This window comes from Streptomyces sp. NPDC053665 (genome assembly GCF_055585285.1).
In genome coordinates, this window is record NZ_JBVJKK010000005.1 from 373,261 (window position 1) to 393,418 (window position 20,158).

Consider the following 20,158-nt stretch of genomic DNA (forward strand, 5'->3'; position numbering starts at 1 on the left):
GTGTCACGGCCTGCCGTAGACCGCCACCATGATGTTCTCCGCCACCGGGTTCATGCCCTGTCCCTTGGCGTCGGTGGAGTTGACGCTGTAGACGAGGGTGCGCGCTCCGTCGCGGGTGGAGGCGATCGCCGTGCTGTACCCCCAGCGGCCACCCGTCTTGCCCCACACCTCCCGGCCGCCGAGCACCGTCCTCGACAGCCCGGCGGAGTAGGCGGCGGGCCTGCCGGTCGTGACGTCGGTGACGCGGGGCAGCGTGAACATCTCGCGCAGCATCGGCCCCCGCACGACCCGCCCACGGAAGAGGGCGGTGGTGAACCGCTCCAGGTCGGCGGTGGTCGAGACGATGTCCCCGGCGGCCCAGGCGTCCGTGGCGCCCCACACGGTCACGTCACGCAGCCCGGTCGTGCCGTCGTCGAGGCGCATCCTCTGGTAACCGTGGTTGTGCGGTCCGGCGATGCGCGGGTCCGCCCCGGGGAAGTACGTGTCCCGCAGCCCCAGTGGCCGGAGCACCCGGCGGGCCACCTGGTGCTCGTAGGTGTCCCCGGTGACGTGCTCGACGAGGAGACCGGCGAGGGTGTAGCCGATGTTGAGGTAGTGCTGCCGCTCGCCCGGCGCGAACTCGGGCTTCTTCGCCAGCGCCGAGCGGACGGTCTCCTGGGGGTCGTGGATCCGGAAGCGGTTCGCGTACCACTCCTCCACCGTGCCGCCGGGCCCGTCGGCGGCCGGTATGCCGTGCGTGTGGTCGAGCAACTGCCGCACGGTGACGCCCCGGTACGCCGCCGGCACCAGGCCGGGCAGGTAGGAGCGGACGCTGCGGCCGAGCTCCAGCTTCCTCTCGGCGGCCAGTTGCAGGACGACCGCCGCGGTGAACACCTTGGTCACCGATCCGGCGCGGAACCTCCCGGCGGGATCGGCCGGACGCATGGTCCGCAGGTCGTGCACCCCCGCACTGCCCCGCCGGACACCCTCCTTGCCGCCGACCCGGACGAGCGCCGCCGTCGCGTCGCCGTCGGGCAGCCCGGCGAGGGCGCCCTCCAGGGTGGGGTACGGGGCCGGGGCGGGTGCCACGGCGGCGGGGGCGGGGGCGGATGCGGCGGCCGGCAGGGCGGACGGCCCCGCCACCGCTCCGGCGACGAGCGCGGCGAGCAGGACGATGCGGACGTTCACGGCAACTCCGTTGCGGAAGGCGGGTGTTGGGGACGTCTCCATCCTGTGCGGCGGCGGTCCGCCGCGGATCACCCCTGCGGGCGGTCCCGGCCGGTCACCTCCTCGCCGGAGAGGGGGAGGGACCGCTCCCGCCGGATCCACCGGGCGGGGGATCCCCGGCCGTGACCAGGCCGGTCTCGTAGGCGCAGATCACGGCCTGGATCCGGTCGCGCAGCCCGAGTTTGGCCAGCACATTGCCGACATGCGTCTTCACGGTGTGGTCGCTGACCACCAGGGCGGCGGCGATCTCGGCGTTCGACAGCCCCCGCGCGAGCAGCAGCAGCGTCTCCCGCTCCCGGCCGGTCAGCGCGTCCAGCCGGGGGTCGGGCCGCCGGGGCCGAGCGGCGGGCCGGGTGTACTGCTCCACCAGGCGCCGGGCCACCGAGGGCGCGAGCAGCGAATCGCCCCGGGCGACCACCCGCACCGCGTGCACCAGGTCGTCCCGCCGGACGTCCTTGAGCAGGAAGCCGCTCGCGCCCGCGTGCAGCGCCTCGTAGACGTACTCGTCGGAGTCGAACGTCGTCAGCATGACGGTCCGGCAGCCGCCCGCCGCGCTGATCGCACGGCAGGCCGCTATGCCGTCCATGCGCGGCATCCGGATGTCCAGCAGCGCCACGTCGGGCGCGTGCCGCCGTACCGCGTCGACCGCCCCGGCGCCGTCACCCGCCTCCGCGACGACCTCGATGTCCGGCTGCGCGTCCAGGATCATCGCGAAGCCGCTGCGCACGAGTTCCTGGTCGTCGGCGACGACCACGCGCAGGGTCATCGTCCCGCCTCCACGGCGGTGGGCGCCGGCGCCGGGATCCGGACCCGGACCTCGAAGCCGCGCCCGTCGGGACCCGGCCCGGTGACGGCACTGCCCCCGTGGGCCGCCGCCCGCTCCCGCATCCCGGCCAGGCCGTGCCCGCCGGTGCCGGTCCCGCGCGGCCCGCGGCCGTCGTCGGTCACCCGCACCTCGACGTCGCACGCCCCGTAGGCCAGCCGGACGGTCGCGGTGTGCGCACGAGCGTGCCGGACGGCGTTGGTGAGGGCCTCCTGCACCACCCGGTAGACGGTGGCGCCGACCGGCTCGGGCAACGCGCGCACGTCCCCGGCCGTCTCGCGCACCACGTCCAGTCCGCTGCCCCGGACGCGGTCCAGCAGGGCGGGCAGGTCGGCGAGGCCGGGCTGGGGCGAGCGCGGGGAGCCGTCCGGGTCGTCGCCGTCGCGCAGGACGCCCAGCATCCCGCGCAGGTGCGCCATGGCCTCGCGCCCGGTGGCGGAGATGGCGTCGAAGGCGGCCTCGGCCCGCTCGGGCGCGGCCCGTACCGCCACCGGTCCGGCCTCCGCCTGCACGATCATCAGACTCACGGCGTGGGACAGGACGTCGTGCATCTCCCGCGCGATGCGGGCGCGTTCACGGGCGGCGGCCCGCTCGGCCTCCACGCGGTGCGCCCGCTGCCGGGTGTCGGTGAGACGGCCGAAGGCGTAGGCGGCGGCCAGGACGAAGAAGGAGAAGGTCAGTTCGCGCGCGGAGCGGGTGTTGAACCAGACGCCCACGGGCACGGCCGCGGCCAGCGCCGACGCGGCGACGGCACGCGTGCGCGCGGGCGAGAGGACGGCGACCGTGTACGCGACGACGAGCGCGGTGTACGGCAGGGGCTGCCCGGGACCCTCCATGGTCAGCCGGTACAGCGCGTTGGCGGCCAGCACCGCGAACAGCACGGTCAGGGGCGCCCGCCGCCGCCACACCAGCGGTACGACGGTGAGGGTGCTCAGCCCGTAGGCGCCCCAGGTCGCCGGGGGCAGACCGGCGTCCCGCGGCACCACGAACGGCATGGTCATGGCGCCCTGGACGAGCAGCGCGACCCCGATGTCGACGAGCAGCGGATGCGTCGCGGCCAGGGCCCGTCCCCGCTGCCACCACCCACGCATCCCGTCCCGTGCACCCGTCACCTGTCACGACCCCCGTTCCGTGCCGGCCGCTCACACCGTAACGGGACGGCGCCGGTTCACGCCCCGGGTGCGCGGAAGGTGACCTGGCGGCGGGTGGCCTCGTCGATCTCGTCGAGGGAGAGGAGAGGGGTGGCACGGGTGCGCAGGGCGCCGCTTGCCTTGACCGTGAGGCTGACGGCGGCCATGGAGACGGCGTCGGGGAAGTCCACGACGAGCACGACGTCGTCGCCCCCGAAGGTGAAGTACATCGCCTCGAGGCGGCCGCCGAGTCCGGTCACGACCTGCTCGACGGCGTCGCGCCGGCCGCTCGCGCCCTCCCGGAGCAGCCCCCTGGTGCCCTCGGACGTGTAGGTGGCCTGGATGAGGAACTTCGGCATGGGGGGACCGTCCTGCCCGTCGAAGGTGCGGTACGCCCCACCTTTCCCCGTCCCCTCGCCGCCGCTCACCCCCCGACCCCGCAATTCACCCGCCGGCCCCGCATGGCCGGGCGCGGCGGCGCGCGCTACGGGACGAGGACGACCTTCCCGGCGACCGTGCCGGACTCGGCCAGCCGCAGGGCATCGGCCGCGCGGTCGAGCGGTAGCCGCGCGGCTATGCGCGCACCGACCTCGCCGCGTTCCAGCGCGGCGAACACCTGCGTGAGATCGGCGTGCAGCCGGGCGCGGAAGCGGTTGCGGGACAGGGACCGCCCGGCCCAGACGTTGTAGAAGTACGCGCGGCGGCGGTTCGGCAGCGCGTTCCACAGCCACACCCGCCCGAGCAGCTTGAGCACGGGCCACTGCCTGGAGCCCTCGGCGTCCCGGGTGGAGGCGCTGCCGTAGGAGACGAGCGTGCCGCCGGGGGCGAGGAGCCGCCAGGAGTCGACGATGCCGTGGCCGCCGACATGGTCGAAGACCGCGTCGACGCCGTCGGGGGCCAGGGCGCGGATCCGGGCGGCGAGGTCGCCGGCGCGGTAGTCGACGGGCACCACCGCCTGGGCGCGCAGGGCCTCGTGGTGGCGGGGGGACGCCGTGCCGATCACCCGGGCCCCCGCCGCCAGAGCGAGCTGGACCAGCACCGAGCCGACGCCCCCGTTCGCCCCGTAAACGACCACGGTGTGGCCGGGCCGCACGCGGGCCTTGCGGTGCAGCATCTGCCAGGCGGTGACGCCATTGACGACCAGGGTCTCGGCCTCCGCCGCCCCGATCCCGTCGGGCACCGGCACCGCGTCGGCCGCGTCCACCAGGACGTGGCTCGCCCAGCCGCCGACCTTGACCAGGGCGGCGACCCGGGTGCCGGCCAGCGCCGGATCGACGCCCTCGCCGGCCGTCAGGACCGTGCCGACGAGGTCGTAGCCGGGCACGAACGGGAACGGGGGCTGGTCGTAGTAGCGGCCGCGCCGCATCTGCTGCTCGGCGAAGGAGACGCCGGTCGCCTCCGTGCGGACCAGGACCTGCCCGGGGCCGGGGACGGGCACGGGACCGCGCCTCATGGCCAGTCCCTCGGGTTCGACCTTGCCCGGCAGGACGATCTCGACGAGTTCCTCGGTGGGGTTCATGACGGCCTCCGTGCGGCGCCTCGGATCTGAGGTGGGCTATTGCTTGTTGTGTTCGTTAGAGGTTGTAACTCAGGCGTGGAGTGAGTGTCAATAACGAGAGTGATAGCCTCTAACCATGACGGAGGCAGAGAAGGGCACGACGCCCCGCGAGCGGTACCGCGCCCAGGTCCGGGCGGAGATCAAGCAGCGCGCGTGGGAGCAGATCGCCACGGCGGGGGCGTCCGCGCTCTCCCTGAACGCGATCGCCAAGCAGATGGGCATGAGCGGCCCGGCCCTCTACCGCTACTTCGGCGGCCGGGACGAACTGATCACCGAGCTCGTCCGGGACGCCTACCGCAGCCTCGCCGACACGATCGGCGGAGCCGCCGCCGACGGGGGCGCCGACGTGGCCGTCCTCGCCCACGCCCTGCGCGAGTGGGCCCTGACCGACCCCCAGCGCTACTTCCTCGTCTACGGCACGCCGATCCCCGGCTACCACGCGCCCGACGACATCACAGCGATCGCCTCCGAGGTCATGGCGGCGCTGCTCGACGCCTGCGCGAAGCTGCCGGGGGACGGCCCGGGCACCCCCTTCGACGCCCACCTCGCCGGCCACCGCGACTGGGCCGCCGACCACCCCGCCCCACCCGCCGTCCTCCACCGCGCCCTGACCTTCTGGACCCGTCTGCACGGCGTCCTCTCCCTCGAACTGGCAGGCCACTTCACGGGCATGGGCTTCGACCCGGCCCGCCTCTACGAGACCGAACTCGACGCCCTCACCGAAGGATCGTCCTCCGACGGCACCGCCTGACCGGCACCCCCGGCGGGTGGCGCCGGCGGCAGGGAAGGCGGGGGGAACGTTGCCGGGATCGGGCAATGTCCGCCGCCGCGCCGGCGTGTGAGCATGCGTTCACCACGGGGGAGCGGGCAGGGACCGCACGGGGAGGCGGTGAGAACGCATGGCCTGGTTTCTGGGTCTCGGTATCACGGGGGTCGTCCTCCTCGTGCTGTCCCTGGTCCTCGACGGAGTGCTCGAGGGCTTCCTCAGCGCCGTCGACGCCGTCGACGCACTCGACGGGCTGCTGTCGCTGCCGGTCGTCGCCGCCTTCGTCTCGATGCTCGGCTTCTCCGGGGCGATCGCGCTGGAGACGACCGGGTGGGGCGTGGCCGGTGCGGTCGGAGTCGGGGTACCGGCCGGTGCCGTCACCGGCTGGCTCGCCTACCGCCTCGGGCGGGTGCTGATGGACGACCGGTCCGGCGCGGCACCGCGTGACGACGACCTGGTCGGCGTCTGCGGCTCCGTCGTGACCGCGATCCCGGCCGCCGGCTACGGCGAGGTGCTGGTCCGGCTGTCCGGGCAGCCCGTCAAGCTCGCGGCCCGCAGCGCGGTGCCGATCGCCCGCGGCGCCGAGGTGTGGGTCGAGCAGGCGCTGTCGTCGACCGCGGTGACCGTGCGCGCCGTCGAACGGTAGACGGAGACGGGCCCGCTCGTCGGGCGCCGGACATCATCGGCCGGCCCGTCCGCGGACCGGGACTCGCCGACCTCGGCCGGGGCGTCCCGTCCGTCGCCCCGCACCACCTGCCGCCGTGAGCCGCGGCACCGCCATCCCCACCGCTCATCGTCATCACCGTCCACACGGGCGGGCCGAAGGGACCCGGAATGAGTTCTGTCGTCATAGCCGTCGCGGGGGTCGTCGTCCTCCTCGTCCTCGTCGCCCTGGTCGTCGTCAGCCGGTACAAGGTCGCCGGGCCCAGCGAGGCGTTCATCGTCACCGGGCGGCGCGGCAAGAAGGCCACCGACCCGGAGACCGGGCGGATCTTCACCGACAACAGCGGCCAGAAGGTCGTGGTCGGCGGCGGAGTCTTCGTCGTGCCGTTCGTGCAGCAGAAGTTCACCCTCGACCTGTCCTCCCGGCACATCCCCGTCGCCGTGCGCGGCGCGGTCACCCTGCGCGGGGTGAAGGCCAACCTGGAGGGCGTCGCCATCGTCAAGGTCGGCGGCAGCGAGGACTCCATCCGGGCCGCCGCCCAGCGGTTCCTCATGCAGCAGGACGGCATCGTCGGCTTCACCCAGGAGGTGCTGTCCGGCGCCCTGCGCGCGATCGTGGGCCGGATGGCGGTCGAGGACATCATCCGCGACCGGGCCGCCTTCGCCGGGCAGGTCGCCGAGGAGGCCGAGGCCAGCCTGTCGGGGCAGGGCCTCGTCCTGGACGCCTTCCAGATCCAGGACATCACCACCGAGGGCTCCTACCTGGAGGACCTCGGCCGGCCCGAGGCCGCCCGGGCCAAGCAGGAGGCCGACATCGCCGAGGCGGTCGCCCGGCGGGCCGCCGAGCAGGCCCGGCTGAAGGCCGAGGAGGAGATCGCCGTCGCCCAGCGGACGTTCTCCCTGAAGCAGGCGGAGATCAAGGCGGAGACCGACGAGGCCACGGCCCGTGCCGCCGCGGCCGGGCCCCTCGCCGAGGCGGCCCGGCAGCAGGAGATCCTCACCGAGCAGGAGAAGGTCGCCGAACGGCAGGCCGCGCTGACCGACCGCCAGCTCGACACCCAGGTCCGCAAGCCCGCCGACGCCCAGCGCTACGCGGCCGAGCAGGAGGCCGAGGCCCGGCGCGTGGCCCGGGTCAAGCAGGCCGAGGCCGAGCGGCTGGCCCAGATCGCCGCGGCCCAGGCGGAGGCCGAGCGGGCCCGGCTCACCGGCGAGGGCGAGAAGCAGCGCCGCAGCGCGCTGGCCGAGGCCCAGGCCGTGGAGGGCCTCAAGCAGGGCGAGGCCGAGCGGTCCCGGCGCGCGGCGATCGCGGAGGCCGTCCGGCTGGAGGGCGAGGCAGAGGCCGCGGCGACCGGCGCCCGGGGCGCGGCGGAGGCCGAGGCGATGCGCAAGAAGGCCGACGCCTTCGCGCAGTACGGCGACGCGGCCGTCCTGCAGATGCTGGTGGAGGTGCTGCCGCAGGTGGTGGCCAAGGCGTCCGAACCGCTCGCTGCCGTGGACAAGATGACCGTCATCTCCACGGACGGGGCGAGCCAGTTGACGCGCACGGTCGCCGACAACGTGGCGCAGGGCATCGAACTGCTCGGCTCCACCACCGGGGTCGACCTGGCCGAACTGCTCCAGGGCGTCACCCGCAGGGTCAACGGCGGCGCCCACGCCGTCACCGGCTGACCCGCGACCCCGTCGGGAGTGGACCGAGGCGCCGTTCCCCGCCCGCACGCCGGGCGGGGCGGCGCCTCCCGTCCGGCCCCGGACCCGCCCTCTGGCAGAACACGTGAACGATCACCGTCCGTTGACGTGCGCTAGGATTCCGTCACGAGCCTCGTGCTCCGCTGAGCGCCGCCGCGCCCCGTCGCCCGGCCGCTCGTTCGCATCGTCGCAAGGTGGTCGCCCGGTCCCGGGCCGGCTGATGAGGGAGCGTGACATGGGTCGTGTGATGCGCGTACGCGTCCACAACGCCGCCCGTGACGGCGTTCCCGATACCGACCGGGCCGTGTGACCCGCTCTTCCTCGGCCGAGGCGCGCACCCCGGCGGCGACGGCCGCGGCGATCCGCCCGCCCCGCTGAACGGCACGGCCCGAACGCCCCCGCGACGCCCCGGACCTGCCCGGCCGGTCCGTGCCCGGCCGGTCCCGGCTCCGCGTCCCGGACGCCGCCCCCGGCCCCGTCGCCACCGTCGCCCGGCACACCCCACCGCCCGCCCGACGCTCACCCACGCCCACCGGCCGCAGCCCCGGTCACGCCACCGGCCCCGCGGCCGCCGCCGCAGCCGCACCGCGGTGGGGTGCGCGCCGCCCGGCCCCGCGCCCGGCCGTCGCCACCCGCCCCGGCACAGACGCCGCAGACCCGATCACGGAGGTCAGACGCCCGTGCACGACACCACCGCCCTGCTCATCGAACTCGGGGCCATCATCCTCGCCCTGGGCCTGCTCGGGCGCCTCGCCGGACGCGTGGGCCTCTCGCCCATACCCCTGTACCTGCTGGCCGGACTCGCCTTCGGCCAGGGCGGCATCCTGCCGTTGCAGGCCAGCGAGGAGTTCGTCGCCACCGGCGCCGAGATCGGCGTCATCCTCCTGCTGCTCCTGCTCGGCCTGGAGTACAGCGCCTCCGAGCTCGTCACGACCCTGAAGACGCAATACCCCTCCGGAGCCGTCGACTTCGTCCTCAACGCCGCCCCGGGCGCCGCCATGGCGTTCCTGCTGGGCTGGGGACCGGTGGCCGCCGTCGCCCTGGCCGGGGTCACCTGGATCTCCTCCTCCGGCGTCATCGCCAAGGTGCTCGGCGACCTGCGCCGGCTCGGCAACCGCGAGACACCCGTCGTCCTCGGCGTGCTGGTCCTGGAGGACCTGGCCATGGCGGTCTACCTGCCGATCCTCACCGCCCTGCTGGCCGGGGTGAGCCTGGCGGGCGGCGCCGTCACCCTGCTCATCGCGCTCGGCACCGTGGGCGCCGTCCTCTACGTGGCGCTGCGTCACGGCCGCCTGGTCAGCCGCGCGGTCTCCTCCGACAACGCCGAGATGCTCCTGCTGGTCGTGCTGGGACTGACCCTCCTCGTGGCGGGCCTCGCCCAGCAGTTGCAGGTCTCCGCCGCCGTCGGCGCGTTCCTCGTCGGCATCGCGCTGTCCGGTGAGGTCGCCGAGGGCGCCAGCAGCCTCCTCACCCCGCTGCGGGACCTGTTCGCCGCGGTGTTCTTCGTCTTCTTCGGCCTGCACACCGACCCCGGCGCCATCCCGCCCGTGCTGGCGCCGGCCCTCGCGCTGGCCGTCGTCACCACCCTGACGAAGATCGCCACCGGCTACTGGGCCGCCCGCCGGGCGGGCGTCTCGGCGCGGGGCCGCTGGCGGGCGGGCGGCACCCTCGTCGCGCGCGGCGAGTTCTCCATCGTCATCGCCGGGCTCGCCGTCGGCGTCGAGCCCCGCGTCGGCCCCCTGGCCACCGCCTACGTCCTGATCCTGGTGATCCTCGGCCCGCTCGCGGCCCGCTGGACCGAACCCCTCGCCCTGCGCCTGACCCACCGCCCCGCCCCGGCCCCCGGGACGGCACTCCCGGACACGACGACCGGACCGGCCCGGACCGCGGGCCCGGCCTCCGCCCCGGGGTTTGATCCGCCCCCCGGGCCCCCCGGATCCCCCGAGGGGGACGCCACCGCCCGGCGTCGGCCCGGGCCCGGTCAGGAGGTCGTCCATGCGCACCGCTGACACCGGGCGGCAGGAACTCGCCGGGACCGCCGAGGTCTTCCTCGACGGGTTCGAGGAGATCCTGCGGGACGCCTGTGCCACCGGCCGGCGTCTGACCCGCGACGAGATCGAGTCGCGCCGGGCCCTCGGTGCCCGGGCGGCCGAGGCCGGGCACGGCTGGCGGGCGCTGGTGCGCGCCCATCTCGCCGTCGGCCGGGCCTGCCGTCCCCCGGCCGCCGACCCGGACAGCGTCCTCGCCGTCGTCGAGCAGGCGGTGGACGCCTTCGCCGACGGCTACGAACGCGCGCAGCGCATCGTCGTGCGCAAGGAGGAGGCCGCCCGGCGGGAGTTCATCGACGACCTGCTGCACGGGCGGGGCGACCCGGGCCAACTGGCCGCGCGCTCCGAGCGGTTCGGGCTGCGCCTGTCCCGCGCCCACGCGGTCGCCGTGGCCGAGGCACCGGAGCCCTGCGACGAGACCGACCCTGTCGCCCGGCAGATTGCGGGCGAGCTGTTCGCCCGGTTCGAGAACCGCCGCATCCTGTTCACCACCAAGGACGGGCGCATGGTGTGCATCGCCCCCGGCGACCAGGAGGACGTCCTCACGCACTTCGCCCGGCTCGTGCACGCCGTCACCGGGGCCGGTCAGGTCGCCCTGGGGCGGCCGCGCAAGGGCGCGGTCGGCATCGGGCACAGCTACGAGGAAGCCCTCAACGCCCTCGACGTCGCGCAGCGCATGGGATTCGACGACCCGCTACTGCGCGCCGCCGACCTGCTGGTCTTCCCCGTCCTCGCCCGGGACCGGCAGGCCCTGATGGACCTCGTCCAGCACACGCTCGGGCCGCTGGAGCGGGCCCGCGGCGGGGCGCGGCCGCTGCTCGACACCCTCAGCGCGTACTTCGACTCCGGGTGCGTGGCCGCGGCGGCCGCCCGGCAGCTGTCGCTGAGCGTGCGCGCGCTGACCTACCGGCTGGAGCGCATCCACAGCCTGACCGGCAACGACGCCACCGACCCCGACCACCGCTACGCCCTTCAGACGGCCGTCCTCGGCGCCCGGCTGCTCGACTGGCCGGCCAGGGAGCTGTGGAGCGGGGCGGTCCCCGAGTCGTGACGGAGCGAACGGAGCGAACAAACCGGGGGCCCGGGACGCCGTGCCGCCGCCGGGCTCCGGGACGGCCGGGCCATCCGGTTCGACCGGGCCATCCGGGTCGCCCGGTTCGGCTGGTTCGGCCGTTTCCGGCGACCCGCCGTCCTGGCACTCTGGCGAGCACCCGCGAACCGACCGCCCACGCCCGGCGGACGGGCGGAGGGACAATTCCCGTGCAGGAGCACCGGAAGGGAGTACCGGCATGATCGAGTGGAAGCCGCTGGGAGCCGGAGCCAGACCCGTGCCGGAGCCCGTGGCCACCCCGCTGGTCTGGGTCGGGGCGGGCGTCGGGGCCCTGCTGCTGGTGGCGCTGCTGAACACGGTGGCCGGGCCGGGCCGTGCGGACCTCGCGCTGGCCGCGCTGTCCCTGCTCGCCGCGGTGCTGGGTCTGTGCGCCCGGTTCACGGCCGCCCCCGGGGACGGCCGTCCTGTGCTGGCTGTTCCTCAACGGGTTCGCCATCCCGCCCGCCGGTGTCCTCACCTGGACCGGGCACCGGGACACCTCCTGGCTGGTCTGCCTGTGCACCGCCGCCCTCGTCGGCACCGGCCTGGCCCGGCTCGTGCACGCCCGGGCCGCCTACCGCCGCCTCGCCCCCGCCCGCCCCGGGCCCGGCGTCCGGGATGCGGACGGGCCGTACGACGCCTGAGACCGCCGGGGGCCGCCCGGGGCCGCGGCCGCGCGGCGGGGGGCCGCGCGGCGGTCCGTCCAGGGCGCACCCGAGCGCGGGAGCGCAGGCCACCGCCCCGTAAAGTGCCTCGGAGTCGTCCCCGAGCCCCGAGGTACCGAGCCGTGACCCGCGAACGCCCCGCCGACCCCGCCGCGCCGGCCGCCGTGACCGTCGTCGGGATCGGCGCCGACGGCTGGGCGGGACTCCCGGACGGCTCCCGAGCCGTGCTGCGCGACGCCGAGGTCCTCCTCGGCGGCCCGCGCCAGCTCGACCTGCTGCCGTCCGAGTGCGCCGGTGAACGCGTCGCCTGGCCCTCGCCCCTGCGCCCGGCCGTCCCCGGCCTGCTCGCCGCGCACGCCGGCCGCAGGATCGCCGTACTGGCCAGCGGGGACCCCATGTTCCACGGCATCGGACGCACCCTCACCGAGGTGCACGGGCCCGTCCGCGTGCTGCCGCACCCCTCCTCGGTGTCCCACGCCTGCGCCCGGCTCGGCTGGCCCGTCGAGGACACCGAGGTCGTCACCCTGGTGGGCCGCCCGGCCGCCCGGCTCGCCGCCGCCCTGCACCAGGGGCGGCGAATCCTCGTCCTGAGCGCCGGCGCCCACACCCCCGCCGAGGTCGCCGCCCTCCTGCGGGACCGCGGCTACGGGCCCAGCCGCCTGCGGGTCCTGGAGCAACTCGGCGGACCGGGGGAGCGGGTGGGCGACGCCGTCACCGCCGACGGCTTCTCCCTCGCGCCCGGCGACCCCCTCAACGTCGTCGCCGTGGAGTGCCGCCGCGCTCCGCACGCCCCGCGCCTGGGCGCCGCACCGGGCCTGCCGGACGAGGCGTACGAGCACGACGGGCAGCTCACCAAGCGGCACGTGCGGGCCGTCACCCTGGGCGTCCTCGCCCCGGCCCCCGGGGAACTGCTCTGGGACGTCGGCGGCGGGTCCGGCTCCATCGCCGTCGAGTGGATGCGCACCCACCCCTCCTGCCGGGCGGTCAGCGTCGAACGGGACCCGGTGCGGGCCGCGCGCATCGGGCGCAACGCCGAGCGCCTCGGCGTGCCCGCCCTGCGCGTCGTCACCGGCGCCGCCCCGGAGGCCCTGGCCGAACTGCCGCCGCCGGACGCGGTGTTCATCGGCGGCGGGCTCACCGCGCCCGGACTCCTCGACTCCTGCTGGGCGGCCCTGCCCGCCGGCGGGCGGCTCGTCGCCAACACCGTGACGCTGGAGTCGGAGGCGTTGCTCGCCGACGCCCGCCGGCGCCACGGCGGCGAGCTGGTGCGGCTCGCCGTGTCCCACGCGGTGCCCGTGGGCGGCTTCACCGGGTGGCGGCAGGCGATGCCGGTGACCCAGTGGGCCGTGCGCAAGGACGCGTAGGAACCCTCCGACCCTCCCAGGAGCAGACAGATGACCGTGTACTTCATCGGTGCCGGCCCCGGCGCCGCCGACCTCATCACGGTGCGCGGCGCCCGGACGCTGGCCGCCTGCCGGGTCTGCCTGTACGCGGGCAGCCTGGTGCCGCGCGAACTGCTGGCCGAATGCCCGCCCGGCGCGCGCCTGGTGGACACCGCGCGGCTCGACCTGGACCAGATCACCGCCGAACTGGTGCGCGCCCACGAGGAGGGCCACGACGTGGCCCGGCTGCACTCCGGGGACCCGTCGGTGTTCAGCGCGGTCGCCGAGCAGATGCGGCGGCTGGACGCGGCCGGGGTGCCCTACGAGGTGGTGCCCGGCGTGCCCGCCTTCGCCGCCGCGGCGGCCGCGCTGAAGCGGGAGCTGACGGTGCCGACCGTCGGCCAGACCGTCATCCTCACCCGGATCGCCCAGCAGGCCACCGCCATGCCCGAGGGCGAGGACCTCGCCACCCTCGGCCGCAGCGGCGCGCTCATCGTGCTGCACCTGGCCGCCCGGTACGTGGACCGCGTCGTGGCGGAGCTGCTCCCGCACTACGGCGCCGACTGCCCCGCCGCTGTCGTCGCCTACGCCTCCCGCCCCGAGGAGCTGGTCCTGCGCGGCACGCTCGACGAGATCGCCGGGCAGGTGAAGGAGGCCGGGGTGCTGCGCACGGCGGTCATCATGGTCGGCCGCACGCTGGGCGCGGAGCACTTCCGCGACAGTCACCTGTACTCCCCGGAACGCGACCGCCACTCCTGCTGAGGCCCCCGCCCCCCCGGTTCCGGCCGGAGCTCAGGGCCGGCCGGGACCCGGGCCCGCCACCTCGCTGCGTCCCACCACCGTGCCGGCCCGGTCGATGCAGATGACGTCCACCGCCACCGGTGCGCCGCGCAGGACGGCCAGTGCCTCGTCGCGGGCCGTCGTCGCGACCAGGTCGCCCAGCGGGACCCCGGCCGCGAGGCACAACTGGAGTGCGGCGAGGCCGGTGTTGGCGTCGGCGACCTGTGCGGCCAGCGCCTCGTCCGCCCCGCCCTCGCGGGCCAGCGACGCCAGGAAGCCCTTGTCGACCTGGGAGCGGGCCGAGTGCAGGTCCAGGTGGCCCGCCGCCAGCTTGGACAGCTTGGCGAAGCCGCCGCAGATGGTGAGGTGGTCCACCGGGTGGCGGCGGACGTACTTCAGCACGGCGCCCGCGAAGTCGCCCATGTCCAGCAGCGCGTCCAGGGGCAGCCCGTACTCGGCGACGACCGTCTTCTCCGAGGTCGAGCCCGTGCAGCCCGCCACATGGGTGCGGCCCGCCGCCCGGGCCACGTCCACCCCGCGCCGGATCGAGTCGATCCACGCCGAGCAGGAGTAGGGCACGACGATCCCGGTCGTGCCGAGGATGGACAGCCCGCCCAGGATGCCCAGCCGGGGGTTCCAGGTGGAGCGGGCGATCTCCTCGCCGTGGTCGACGGAGAGCGTGATCTCCACGTCCCCGGTGCCGCCGTGCCGCCCGGCGACCTCCGCGACGTGGTCGCGCATCATCCGGCGCGGCACCGGGTTCACGGCCGGTTCACCGACGTCCAGCGGCAGGCCCGGACGGGTGACCGTGCCCACCCCGGGGCCCGCCCGGAAGACCACCCCGGACCCCTCGGGCAGCAACCGCACGGTCGACCGCACCAGCGCGCCGTGCGTGACGTCCGGGTCGTCACCGGCGTCCTTCACGATCCCCGCCATCGCCGACGCGCCGGTCAGCTCCTCCGCGGCGAGCGCGAACGCCGGGGTCTGCCCCTTCGGCAGGGTGATCGTCACCGGGTCGGGAAACTCACCGGTGAGCAGGGCGGTGTAGGCGGCCGTCGTCGCGGCGGTCGCGCAGGCACCGGTCGTCCAGCCGGGCCGCAGACCGGTGTGCTTGAGTTGGGCGCTGCGACCGCCCTCGGCCTCGCTGGTCATGGCTGGCTCTTCGGAAGGGACCGGACTGTCGTGCACGTACTCATCCTCGGCGGCACCACGGAGGCCCGCCGCCTCGCCGAGCTCCTGGCGGCCGGGGCGCCGCCCGGCACGCGGGTGACGAACTCCCTGGCCGGGCGGGTCGCCACGCCCCGGCTGCCGCCCGGCGAGGTGCGGGTGGGCGGCTTCGGCGGTACGGAGGGGCTCGCAGCCTGGCTGCGCGAGCATGAGGTGGACGCGCTCATCGACGCCACGCATCCTTTCGCCGGGACGATCAGTTACAACGCGGCGCGGGCCGCCGCCACCGCCCATGTTCCCCTGCTCGCGCTCCGGCGTCCCGGCTGGGTCCCCGTGCCGGGCGACGACTGGCACGAGGCCGGCTCCCTCCAGGAGGCCGCGGCGCTGCTGCCCGCGCTGGGCCGGCGGGTGTTCCTCACCACCGGCCGCATGGGCCTGGCCGCCTTCGCCGGCCTCGACGGCCCGTGGTTCCTCGTGCGGTCCGTCGACCCGCCCACCCCGCCACATCCGCCCCGCATGGAGGTGCTGCTCGACCGGGGGCCGTTCACCCTGGACGGCGAACGCGAGCTGCTGCGCCGGCACCGCATCGACGTGCTGGTGACGAAGGACAGCGGGGGCACGGCCACGGCCCCGAAACTGACCGCGGCGCGGGAGGCGGGCGTCCCCGTGGTGGTGGTGCGCAGACCCCCGGCCCCCGAGGACGTCCCGGTGGCCACGGACGCCCCCGAGGCAGCGGCCTGGATCACCCGCCTGGCCGCACAGCACGGCCCGACCGACTAGCCGCCCCGACGCCTGCCGGGCCTGCCGAGCCTGCCGAGTCCGGCTCGACCACGCGACCGCGTCCCCGCCCGGGCACTGATGGTGTGGCGCTTGCCGGGGCGCCGGGTTGAGGGAGGGGGAGTGTCCCCGGCGGGTGCTGGTTGGTGGGGTGCTCGGCGGGTGCTTGCCCGCGTGGGCTCGCGGCCGAGTCTCCGTCCGGGCGCTGATGGTGCGGCGCCTGCGGGGCGCGGCGCACCGGGTCGGCCCGTGGTGAGGCAGGGCTCGGGGCGGTGCCCGGGTGACGATCAAGGCCACGTACACGGCGGCCCAGGCCACTGGGCGCGGCGGGCAGGCCGTCGACGACCTGGCGTGGATGCGCAAGTGCGCGGCGATCCGGGACGCGCTGCGCGTCGACCCCGCACAGCGCGGCGACCAGCACGCCCGCCGCGGTGGTCCCGCCGACGCTCACATCGCCGAGCCGGGTTCGGGGGTGCGTCTCCGGCCCGGGCGTCGATTCCCTGGGCTCACCGTGCGGGCCGGACCGGTCCCTCCCTGCGGTGGCTGACGGAGGGGCCGGCCGGGCGCATGGGACCGCTGCCCGGCCGATGGCACGGCCGGGACGGCGCGGGGGCGGGCCCGCGCCGTCGGGCACGGTCCGGTCAGTCCTCCGGGTAGCGGCGCGGCGTCCAGGCGATCTCCTCGCCGCCGCCCCGGCGCACCACCCGGGTCTGCGTGGAGCCGACCAGCAGGATCGTGCGCATGTCGACCTCCTCCGGGACGAGTTCGCCGAGCCGGACGACGCGTACCTGCTCGCCGGGGCCGCCGACGTCCCGGGCCACGACGACCGGCGTCTGCGCGTCCCGGTACTCCAGCAGCAGGTCGCGCGCCTTGCCCACCTGCCAGGTGCGGCTGCGCGAGCCCGGGTTGTACAGGGCCAGCACCAGGTCCGCCGAGGCCGCCGCGCGCAGCCGCTCGGCGATGACCTCCCAGGGCTTGAGCCGGTCGGACAGGGAGATCGTGGCGTAGTCGTGGCCGAGCGGCGCCCCGGCCCGGGCCGCGGCGGCGTTCGCCGCGGTCACCCCGGGCAGCACCCGCACCGGCACGTCCGCGTACTCCTTCTGCGACGCGACCTCAAGCACCGCCGTCGCCATCGCGAAGACCCCCGGGTCGCCGCCGGAGACCACGGCCACCCGCCGCCCCCGCTGCGCGAGCTGCAACGCGAACTCGGCGCGCTCGGACTCGACCCGGTTGTCGGAGCCGTGCCGCCGCTGCCCGGCCCGCACCGGCACCCGGTCGAGGTAGGTGGTGTAGCCGACGAGTTCGTCGGCGGCGGCGAGCGCGCCCCGCGACTCCGGTGTCAGCCACAGCGGCCCGGCGGGCCCGGTGCCCACCACCACGACCTCGCCCCGCTCCCGCACGACGGGCTCGGCGTCGACCTGGCTCGGCAGCACCGCGACCGCGAAGTACGGCACCGACTCCGGGTCCACGTCCGCCAGTTCGGCCAGCCGCTCCCCGGCCATCGTGGCCCGCTCGACGTAGCGCGTCTGCTCCAGCCGCCCCGAACTCTCCAGCGCCCGCCGGACCTTGGGGAAGGTGCGGCCGAGCTTCATCACCACCGCCACGTCCGTCGCGGCGAGCCGGGCCGTCAGCTCCTCCTCGGGCAGCGTGCCCGGCAGGATCGTCAGCACCTCCTCGCCCTCGGCCAGCGGCGTGCCCAGCCGGGCCGCGGCGGCGGACACCGAGGTGACACCGGGGATCACCTCGGTGTCGTAACGGTCCACGAGCCGCTTGTGCATGTGCATGTAGGAGCCGTAGAACAGCGGGTCGCCCTCGGCGAGGACCGCGACCGTGCGCCCGGCGTCGAGATGCGCCGCGAGCCGCTCGGACGCCTCCGCGTAGAAGTCGTCCATGGCGCCCTGGTAGCCGCCCGGGTGGTCGGTCGTCTCGGTGGTGACCGGGTAGACCAGCTTCTCCTCGATGTGGTCGGCACGGATGTGCCGCGCCGCGATCGAGCGGGCGATGGACCGCCCGTGCCGGGCGCTGTGATACGCGATCACGTCCGCCTCGGCGATGACCTCGACGGCCCGTACGGTCATCAGGGACGGGTCACCGGGGCCGAGCCCCACCCCGTACAGCTTCCCGCTCACTCTTCCTCACTCGCGATCGCGTTGAGCGCGGCGGCGGCGATGGCGCTGCCTCCGCGACGGCCCCGGACGACCAGGTGCTCCAGGCCGGACGGGTGTGCGGCCAGGGCGTCCTTGGACTCGGCGGCCCCGATGAACCCGACCGGGACACCGATGACCGCGGCGGGCCGGGGCGCCCCCGCGTCGATCATCTCCAGCAGCCGGAACAGCGCGGTGGGCGCGTTGCCCACGGCGACGACCGAGCCCTCCAGTCGGTCCCGCCACAGCTCCATCGCGGCGGCGCTGCGCGTCGTGCCGAGCTTCGCGGCCAGTTCGGGGACCGACGGGTCGGACAGGGTGCACAGCACCTCGTTGTCGGCGGGCAGCCGCTTGCGGGTCACACCGCTGGCCACCATCTGCACGTCGCAGAGGATCGGCGCCCCGGCGCGCAGCGCCTCCCGGGCCCGGGCCACCACCGCCGGCGAGTAGGCCAGGTCCCGCACCAGGTCGACCATGCCGCAGGCGTGGATCATCCGGACCGCGACCTGGCCGACGTCGGCGGGCAGTCCCGCGAGGTCCGACTCCGCGCGGATGGTGGCGAAGGACCGGCGGTAGATGGCCGCCCCGTCCTTCTCGTAGTCGTACGTGGTCACGGTGGTGTTCTCGCTGCTCTCGGTCGTCGGCCTACGGCTCATGGGGTGATCGCCGCCAGGGCGGTGGCGAGGTCGGACGGGTCGTCCAGGGAGGCGGTGCGCGCCGGGCGGCCGGGGGCGACGGCGGACAGCTCGTAGCCGCCGCCGGGCGCGGCCACCACGTCGATCCGGCGGCCCGTGGGGTGCCCGCACCGGCGTTCGCAGCCCGACCAGTACAGAGGGAGGGCGGAGCGGCCGGCGGCGGCCAGGGTGCGCGCCGCGTCGGCCCGTACGTCCGCCCGGGACTTGGCGCACCCGGGCCGGCCGATGCACGCCCCCACGCGCAGCCAGGGCGAGCCGGGCTCGGTGACCAGGCCGGTGGCGGACAGGCGGGGCAGCGCGGCGGCCGCGTCGCCCGGTGCGGGGACGGGCACGACGACACCGCGCCAGGGCGTCAGCCGCAGCTCCCCCTCGGCGACCTCCGTCAACTCCCGCCACTGCGCGGCCGTGAGACGGCCGAGGGGGACATGCACGGACACGGCGGACCCGACGACCCCCGGCGACGGCGGCCCCGCGGTCTTGGTGACCCCCGGCGACGGCGGCCCCGCGGTTTCGGCTACCCCCGGCGACGACGGCCCCGCGGTCTTGGTGACCCCCGGCGACGGCGGCCCCGCCGTTTCGGCTACCCCGGGCGACGACGGTCCCTCAGTCTCGATGACCTCCCGGACGCCGTCCCGGAAGGCGATGCCCGCCCCGGCCAGCCGGTCGCGAACCGCACGCGCCAACACACCCGGTCCACCGGGCAGTTCGTCCACGCGCCACACCCGGGCCCCGCTCTCGCGCACGAGGTCGACGAAGGTCTCCGCCGCGAGCAGCGCGGCCCGCGCCGCGTCGTCCCCGGACACGTACAGCACGTCGTCGCCCGAGCCCGGCGCGAGCAGCGCCCCGTCGCCGGGCACCGCCCGCACGGTCACGTCGGCCCCGAGCCCGGCCACGTCCCCGCGCCCGTCGTCCAGCGCAAACAGGAAACGGCCCGACAGGGCGGTCGCGGACGCGCTCGCGCACAGCGCCGCGTCCAGCTCCGTCAGCCAGGACCGCACGTCCCGCAGGCCCCGCCCGTCCAGGCCGGACAGCGGTGAGGCGACGACGTTGCGCACCCGCTCGTGCGCGGGGGACGGCAGCAGCCCGGCCGCGTCCAGCAGCCCGGCCAGCTCCGCGCCGCACGACTCCCGCAGGCCCCGCAGCTGCACGTTGCCGCGCGAGGTGAGATGCAACTCCCCGTCGCCCAGCCGTCCGGCCGCCTCCGCCAGGGTCCCGGCCTGCGCGACGGTGAGCACACCGCCGGGGATCCGGACCCGGGCCAGCGCCCCGTCGTCCGCCGCGTGCAGCCGCAGCGTCCCCGGGCATGCGTCACCGCGGGCCCGTGAGGCCGCTGTGGCCTGGGGCGATGGACGAGGGGCAGCCGTGGACATGGCGGCGAGCATACCGACCATCACACCGGCTGTACGCTCTGCCCTTTTCCCTCGCCCCTTACTATGCTCGTCGGCGGATCATCAGGTCCGTCACCACCGCCACCACGGCGACCAGGGGAGGAAGCCCGGTGTGAATCCGGCGCGGTCCCGCCACTGTGAACCCGGCCACAACCCGGGCAAGTCAGGAACTCCCTTCCCCCGGCTCCCT

Annotated in this window: 18 protein-coding genes, 1 pseudogene and 1 riboswitch; of the genes and pseudogenes, 10 read left to right on the top strand and 9 right to left on the bottom strand. The window is 75.8% G+C overall.

Going from position 1 to position 20,158, the window contains the following annotated elements:
• Positions 1 to 3: 3 nt before the first annotated feature.
• The 5 genes from ACZ6ZN_RS21785 to ACZ6ZN_RS21805 form a co-directional block, all read right to left on the bottom strand.
• Entirely contained in the window at positions 4 to 1,167 is a 1,164-nt protein-coding gene (locus tag ACZ6ZN_RS21785) for a serine hydrolase domain-containing protein (RefSeq protein WP_469648558.1), read from the bottom strand.
• Positions 1,168 to 1,261: 94 nt separating this feature from the next.
• Entirely contained in the window at positions 1,262 to 1,972 is a 711-nt protein-coding gene (locus ACZ6ZN_RS21790; RefSeq protein WP_469648560.1) for a response regulator transcription factor, read from the bottom strand.
• Positions 1,969 to 3,120, bottom strand: coding sequence for a sensor histidine kinase (locus ACZ6ZN_RS21795; protein ID WP_469648562.1), 1,152 nt, complete (start codon positions 3,118 to 3,120; stop codon positions 1,969 to 1,971). Before ACZ6ZN_RS21795 ends, ACZ6ZN_RS21790 begins: the two co-directional genes overlap by 4 nt.
• A 77-nt stretch (positions 3,121 to 3,197) precedes the next feature.
• Complete coding sequence (locus ACZ6ZN_RS21800) at positions 3,198 to 3,518, bottom strand: GYD domain-containing protein (RefSeq protein ID WP_451875866.1); 321 nt, start codon at positions 3,516 to 3,518, stop codon at positions 3,198 to 3,200.
• A gap of 125 nt (positions 3,519 to 3,643) precedes the next feature.
• Positions 3,644 to 4,678 (bottom strand): medium chain dehydrogenase/reductase family protein, encoded by a 1,035-nt coding sequence (locus tag ACZ6ZN_RS21805; protein ID WP_451875865.1) that lies wholly within the window; start codon positions 4,676 to 4,678, stop codon positions 3,644 to 3,646.
• A gap of 115 nt (positions 4,679 to 4,793) precedes the next feature.
• On the opposite strand from ACZ6ZN_RS21805, the gene ACZ6ZN_RS21810 reads away from it, so the two are divergent.
• From ACZ6ZN_RS21810 to cobM, 8 genes and pseudogenes are all read left to right on the top strand, one after another.
• On the top strand, positions 4,794 to 5,468 hold the full coding sequence (locus ACZ6ZN_RS21810) for a TetR/AcrR family transcriptional regulator (protein ID WP_469648566.1): 675 nt from the start codon (positions 4,794 to 4,796) through the stop codon (positions 5,466 to 5,468).
• 148 nt (positions 5,469 to 5,616) lie between these two features.
• Positions 5,617 to 6,129 (top strand): hypothetical protein, encoded by a 513-nt coding sequence (locus ACZ6ZN_RS21815; RefSeq protein WP_451875863.1) that lies wholly within the window; start codon positions 5,617 to 5,619, stop codon positions 6,127 to 6,129.
• Between the two features lie 188 nt (positions 6,130 to 6,317).
• Positions 6,318 to 7,814 carry an SPFH domain-containing protein gene (locus ACZ6ZN_RS21820; protein WP_451875862.1) on the top strand — a complete coding sequence of 499 codons (1,497 nt, stop codon included), beginning with the start codon at positions 6,318 to 6,320 and terminating at the stop codon, positions 7,812 to 7,814.
• A 698-nt stretch (positions 7,815 to 8,512) separates the two neighbouring features.
• On the top strand, positions 8,513 to 9,841 hold the full coding sequence (locus ACZ6ZN_RS21825) for a cation:proton antiporter (protein WP_469648569.1): 1,329 nt from the start codon (positions 8,513 to 8,515) through the stop codon (positions 9,839 to 9,841).
• The gene (locus tag ACZ6ZN_RS21830) at positions 9,828 to 10,931 is read left to right on the top strand and encodes a PucR family transcriptional regulator (protein ID WP_398109051.1); all 1,104 of its coding nucleotides are present in this window, start codon (positions 9,828 to 9,830) and stop codon (positions 10,929 to 10,931) included. The genes ACZ6ZN_RS21825 and ACZ6ZN_RS21830 overlap by 14 nt, the downstream gene beginning before the upstream one ends.
• A gap of 238 nt (positions 10,932 to 11,169) precedes the next feature.
• A pseudogene (locus ACZ6ZN_RS21835) lies at positions 11,170 to 11,614 on the top strand (hypothetical protein).
• Positions 11,615 to 11,757: 143 nt separating this feature from the next.
• The gene (cbiE, locus tag ACZ6ZN_RS21840) at positions 11,758 to 12,999 is read left to right on the top strand and encodes a precorrin-6y C5,15-methyltransferase (decarboxylating) subunit CbiE (RefSeq protein ID WP_451875859.1); all 1,242 of its coding nucleotides are present in this window, start codon (positions 11,758 to 11,760) and stop codon (positions 12,997 to 12,999) included.
• Between the two features lie 30 nt (positions 13,000 to 13,029).
• Positions 13,030 to 13,779 carry a precorrin-4 C(11)-methyltransferase gene (gene cobM / locus ACZ6ZN_RS21845; protein ID WP_369196736.1) on the top strand — a complete coding sequence of 250 codons (750 nt, stop codon included), beginning with the start codon at positions 13,030 to 13,032 and terminating at the stop codon, positions 13,777 to 13,779.
• 30 nt (positions 13,780 to 13,809) lie between these two features.
• Here the strand turns inward: cobM and ACZ6ZN_RS21850 are convergent, their stop codons facing one another.
• Complete coding sequence (locus tag ACZ6ZN_RS21850) at positions 13,810 to 14,949, bottom strand: cobalt-precorrin-5B (C(1))-methyltransferase (protein WP_469648574.1); 1,140 nt, start codon at positions 14,947 to 14,949, stop codon at positions 13,810 to 13,812.
• Positions 14,950 to 14,979: 30 nt separating this feature from the next.
• Here ACZ6ZN_RS21850 and ACZ6ZN_RS21855 point away from each other — a divergent pair, with 30 nt between their 5' ends.
• Both ACZ6ZN_RS21855 and ACZ6ZN_RS21860 read left to right on the top strand, forming a co-directional pair.
• Positions 14,980 to 15,744: a cobalt-precorrin-6A reductase gene (locus ACZ6ZN_RS21855; protein WP_469648576.1), complete on the top strand. Its 765-nt coding sequence runs from the start codon at positions 14,980 to 14,982 to the stop codon at positions 15,742 to 15,744.
• A gap of 277 nt (positions 15,745 to 16,021) precedes the next feature.
• Positions 16,022 to 16,288: a hypothetical protein gene (locus tag ACZ6ZN_RS21860; RefSeq protein ID WP_469648578.1), complete on the top strand. Its 267-nt coding sequence runs from the start codon at positions 16,022 to 16,024 to the stop codon at positions 16,286 to 16,288.
• A 94-nt stretch (positions 16,289 to 16,382) separates the two neighbouring features.
• On the opposite strand, the gene ACZ6ZN_RS21865 is transcribed toward ACZ6ZN_RS21860, so the two are convergent.
• Genes ACZ6ZN_RS21865 through cobG form a run of 3 tightly spaced genes read right to left on the bottom strand, consistent with a single transcriptional unit; the run spans position 16,383 to position 19,962 of the window.
• Positions 16,383 to 17,870: a precorrin-2 C(20)-methyltransferase gene (locus tag ACZ6ZN_RS21865; protein WP_469648581.1), complete on the bottom strand. Its 1,488-nt coding sequence runs from the start codon at positions 17,868 to 17,870 to the stop codon at positions 16,383 to 16,385.
• Positions 17,867 to 18,541, bottom strand: coding sequence for a precorrin-8X methylmutase (locus ACZ6ZN_RS21870; RefSeq protein WP_451875855.1), 675 nt, complete (start codon positions 18,539 to 18,541; stop codon positions 17,867 to 17,869). Before ACZ6ZN_RS21870 ends, ACZ6ZN_RS21865 begins: the two co-directional genes overlap by 4 nt.
• Positions 18,538 to 19,962 (bottom strand): precorrin-3B synthase, encoded by a 1,425-nt coding sequence (gene cobG, locus ACZ6ZN_RS21875; protein ID WP_469648939.1) that lies wholly within the window; start codon positions 19,960 to 19,962, stop codon positions 18,538 to 18,540. Before cobG ends, ACZ6ZN_RS21870 begins: the two co-directional genes overlap by 4 nt.
• A gap of 105 nt (positions 19,963 to 20,067) precedes the next feature.
• Positions 20,068 to 20,141: riboswitch (cobalamin riboswitch) on the top strand.
• The last annotated feature ends 17 nt before the right edge of the window (positions 20,142 to 20,158 follow it).

Bases quoted from the DNA above. Each gene is read 5' to 3' on its own strand.
- ACZ6ZN_RS21790 (WP_469648560.1), bottom strand. From the start codon at position 1,972: ATGACCCTGCGCGTGGTCGTCGCCGACGACCAGGAACTCGTGCGCAGC.
- ACZ6ZN_RS21795 (WP_469648562.1), bottom strand. From the start codon at position 3,120: ATGCGTGGGTGGTGGCAGCGGGGACGGGCCCTGGCCGCGACGCATCCG.
- ACZ6ZN_RS21800 (WP_451875866.1), bottom strand. From the start codon at position 3,518: ATGCCGAAGTTCCTCATCCAGGCCACCTACACGTCCGAGGGCACCAGG.
- ACZ6ZN_RS21805 (WP_451875865.1), bottom strand. From the start codon at position 4,678: ATGAACCCCACCGAGGAACTCGTCGAGATCGTCCTGCCGGGCAAGGTC.
- ACZ6ZN_RS21810 (WP_469648566.1), top strand. From the start codon at position 4,794: ATGACGGAGGCAGAGAAGGGCACGACGCCCCGCGAGCGGTACCGCGCC.
- ACZ6ZN_RS21815 (WP_451875863.1), top strand. From the start codon at position 5,617: ATGGCCTGGTTTCTGGGTCTCGGTATCACGGGGGTCGTCCTCCTCGTG.
- ACZ6ZN_RS21820 (WP_451875862.1), top strand. From the start codon at position 6,318: ATGAGTTCTGTCGTCATAGCCGTCGCGGGGGTCGTCGTCCTCCTCGTC.
- ACZ6ZN_RS21830 (WP_398109051.1), top strand. From the start codon at position 9,828: ATGCGCACCGCTGACACCGGGCGGCAGGAACTCGCCGGGACCGCCGAG.
- cobM (WP_369196736.1), top strand. From the start codon at position 13,030: ATGACCGTGTACTTCATCGGTGCCGGCCCCGGCGCCGCCGACCTCATC.
- ACZ6ZN_RS21850 (WP_469648574.1), bottom strand. From the start codon at position 14,949: ATGACCAGCGAGGCCGAGGGCGGTCGCAGCGCCCAACTCAAGCACACC.
- ACZ6ZN_RS21870 (WP_451875855.1), bottom strand. From the start codon at position 18,541: ATGAGCCGTAGGCCGACGACCGAGAGCAGCGAGAACACCACCGTGACC.
- cobG (WP_469648939.1), bottom strand. From the start codon at position 19,962: ATGCTCGCCGCCATGTCCACGGCTGCCCCTCGTCCATCGCCCCAGGCC.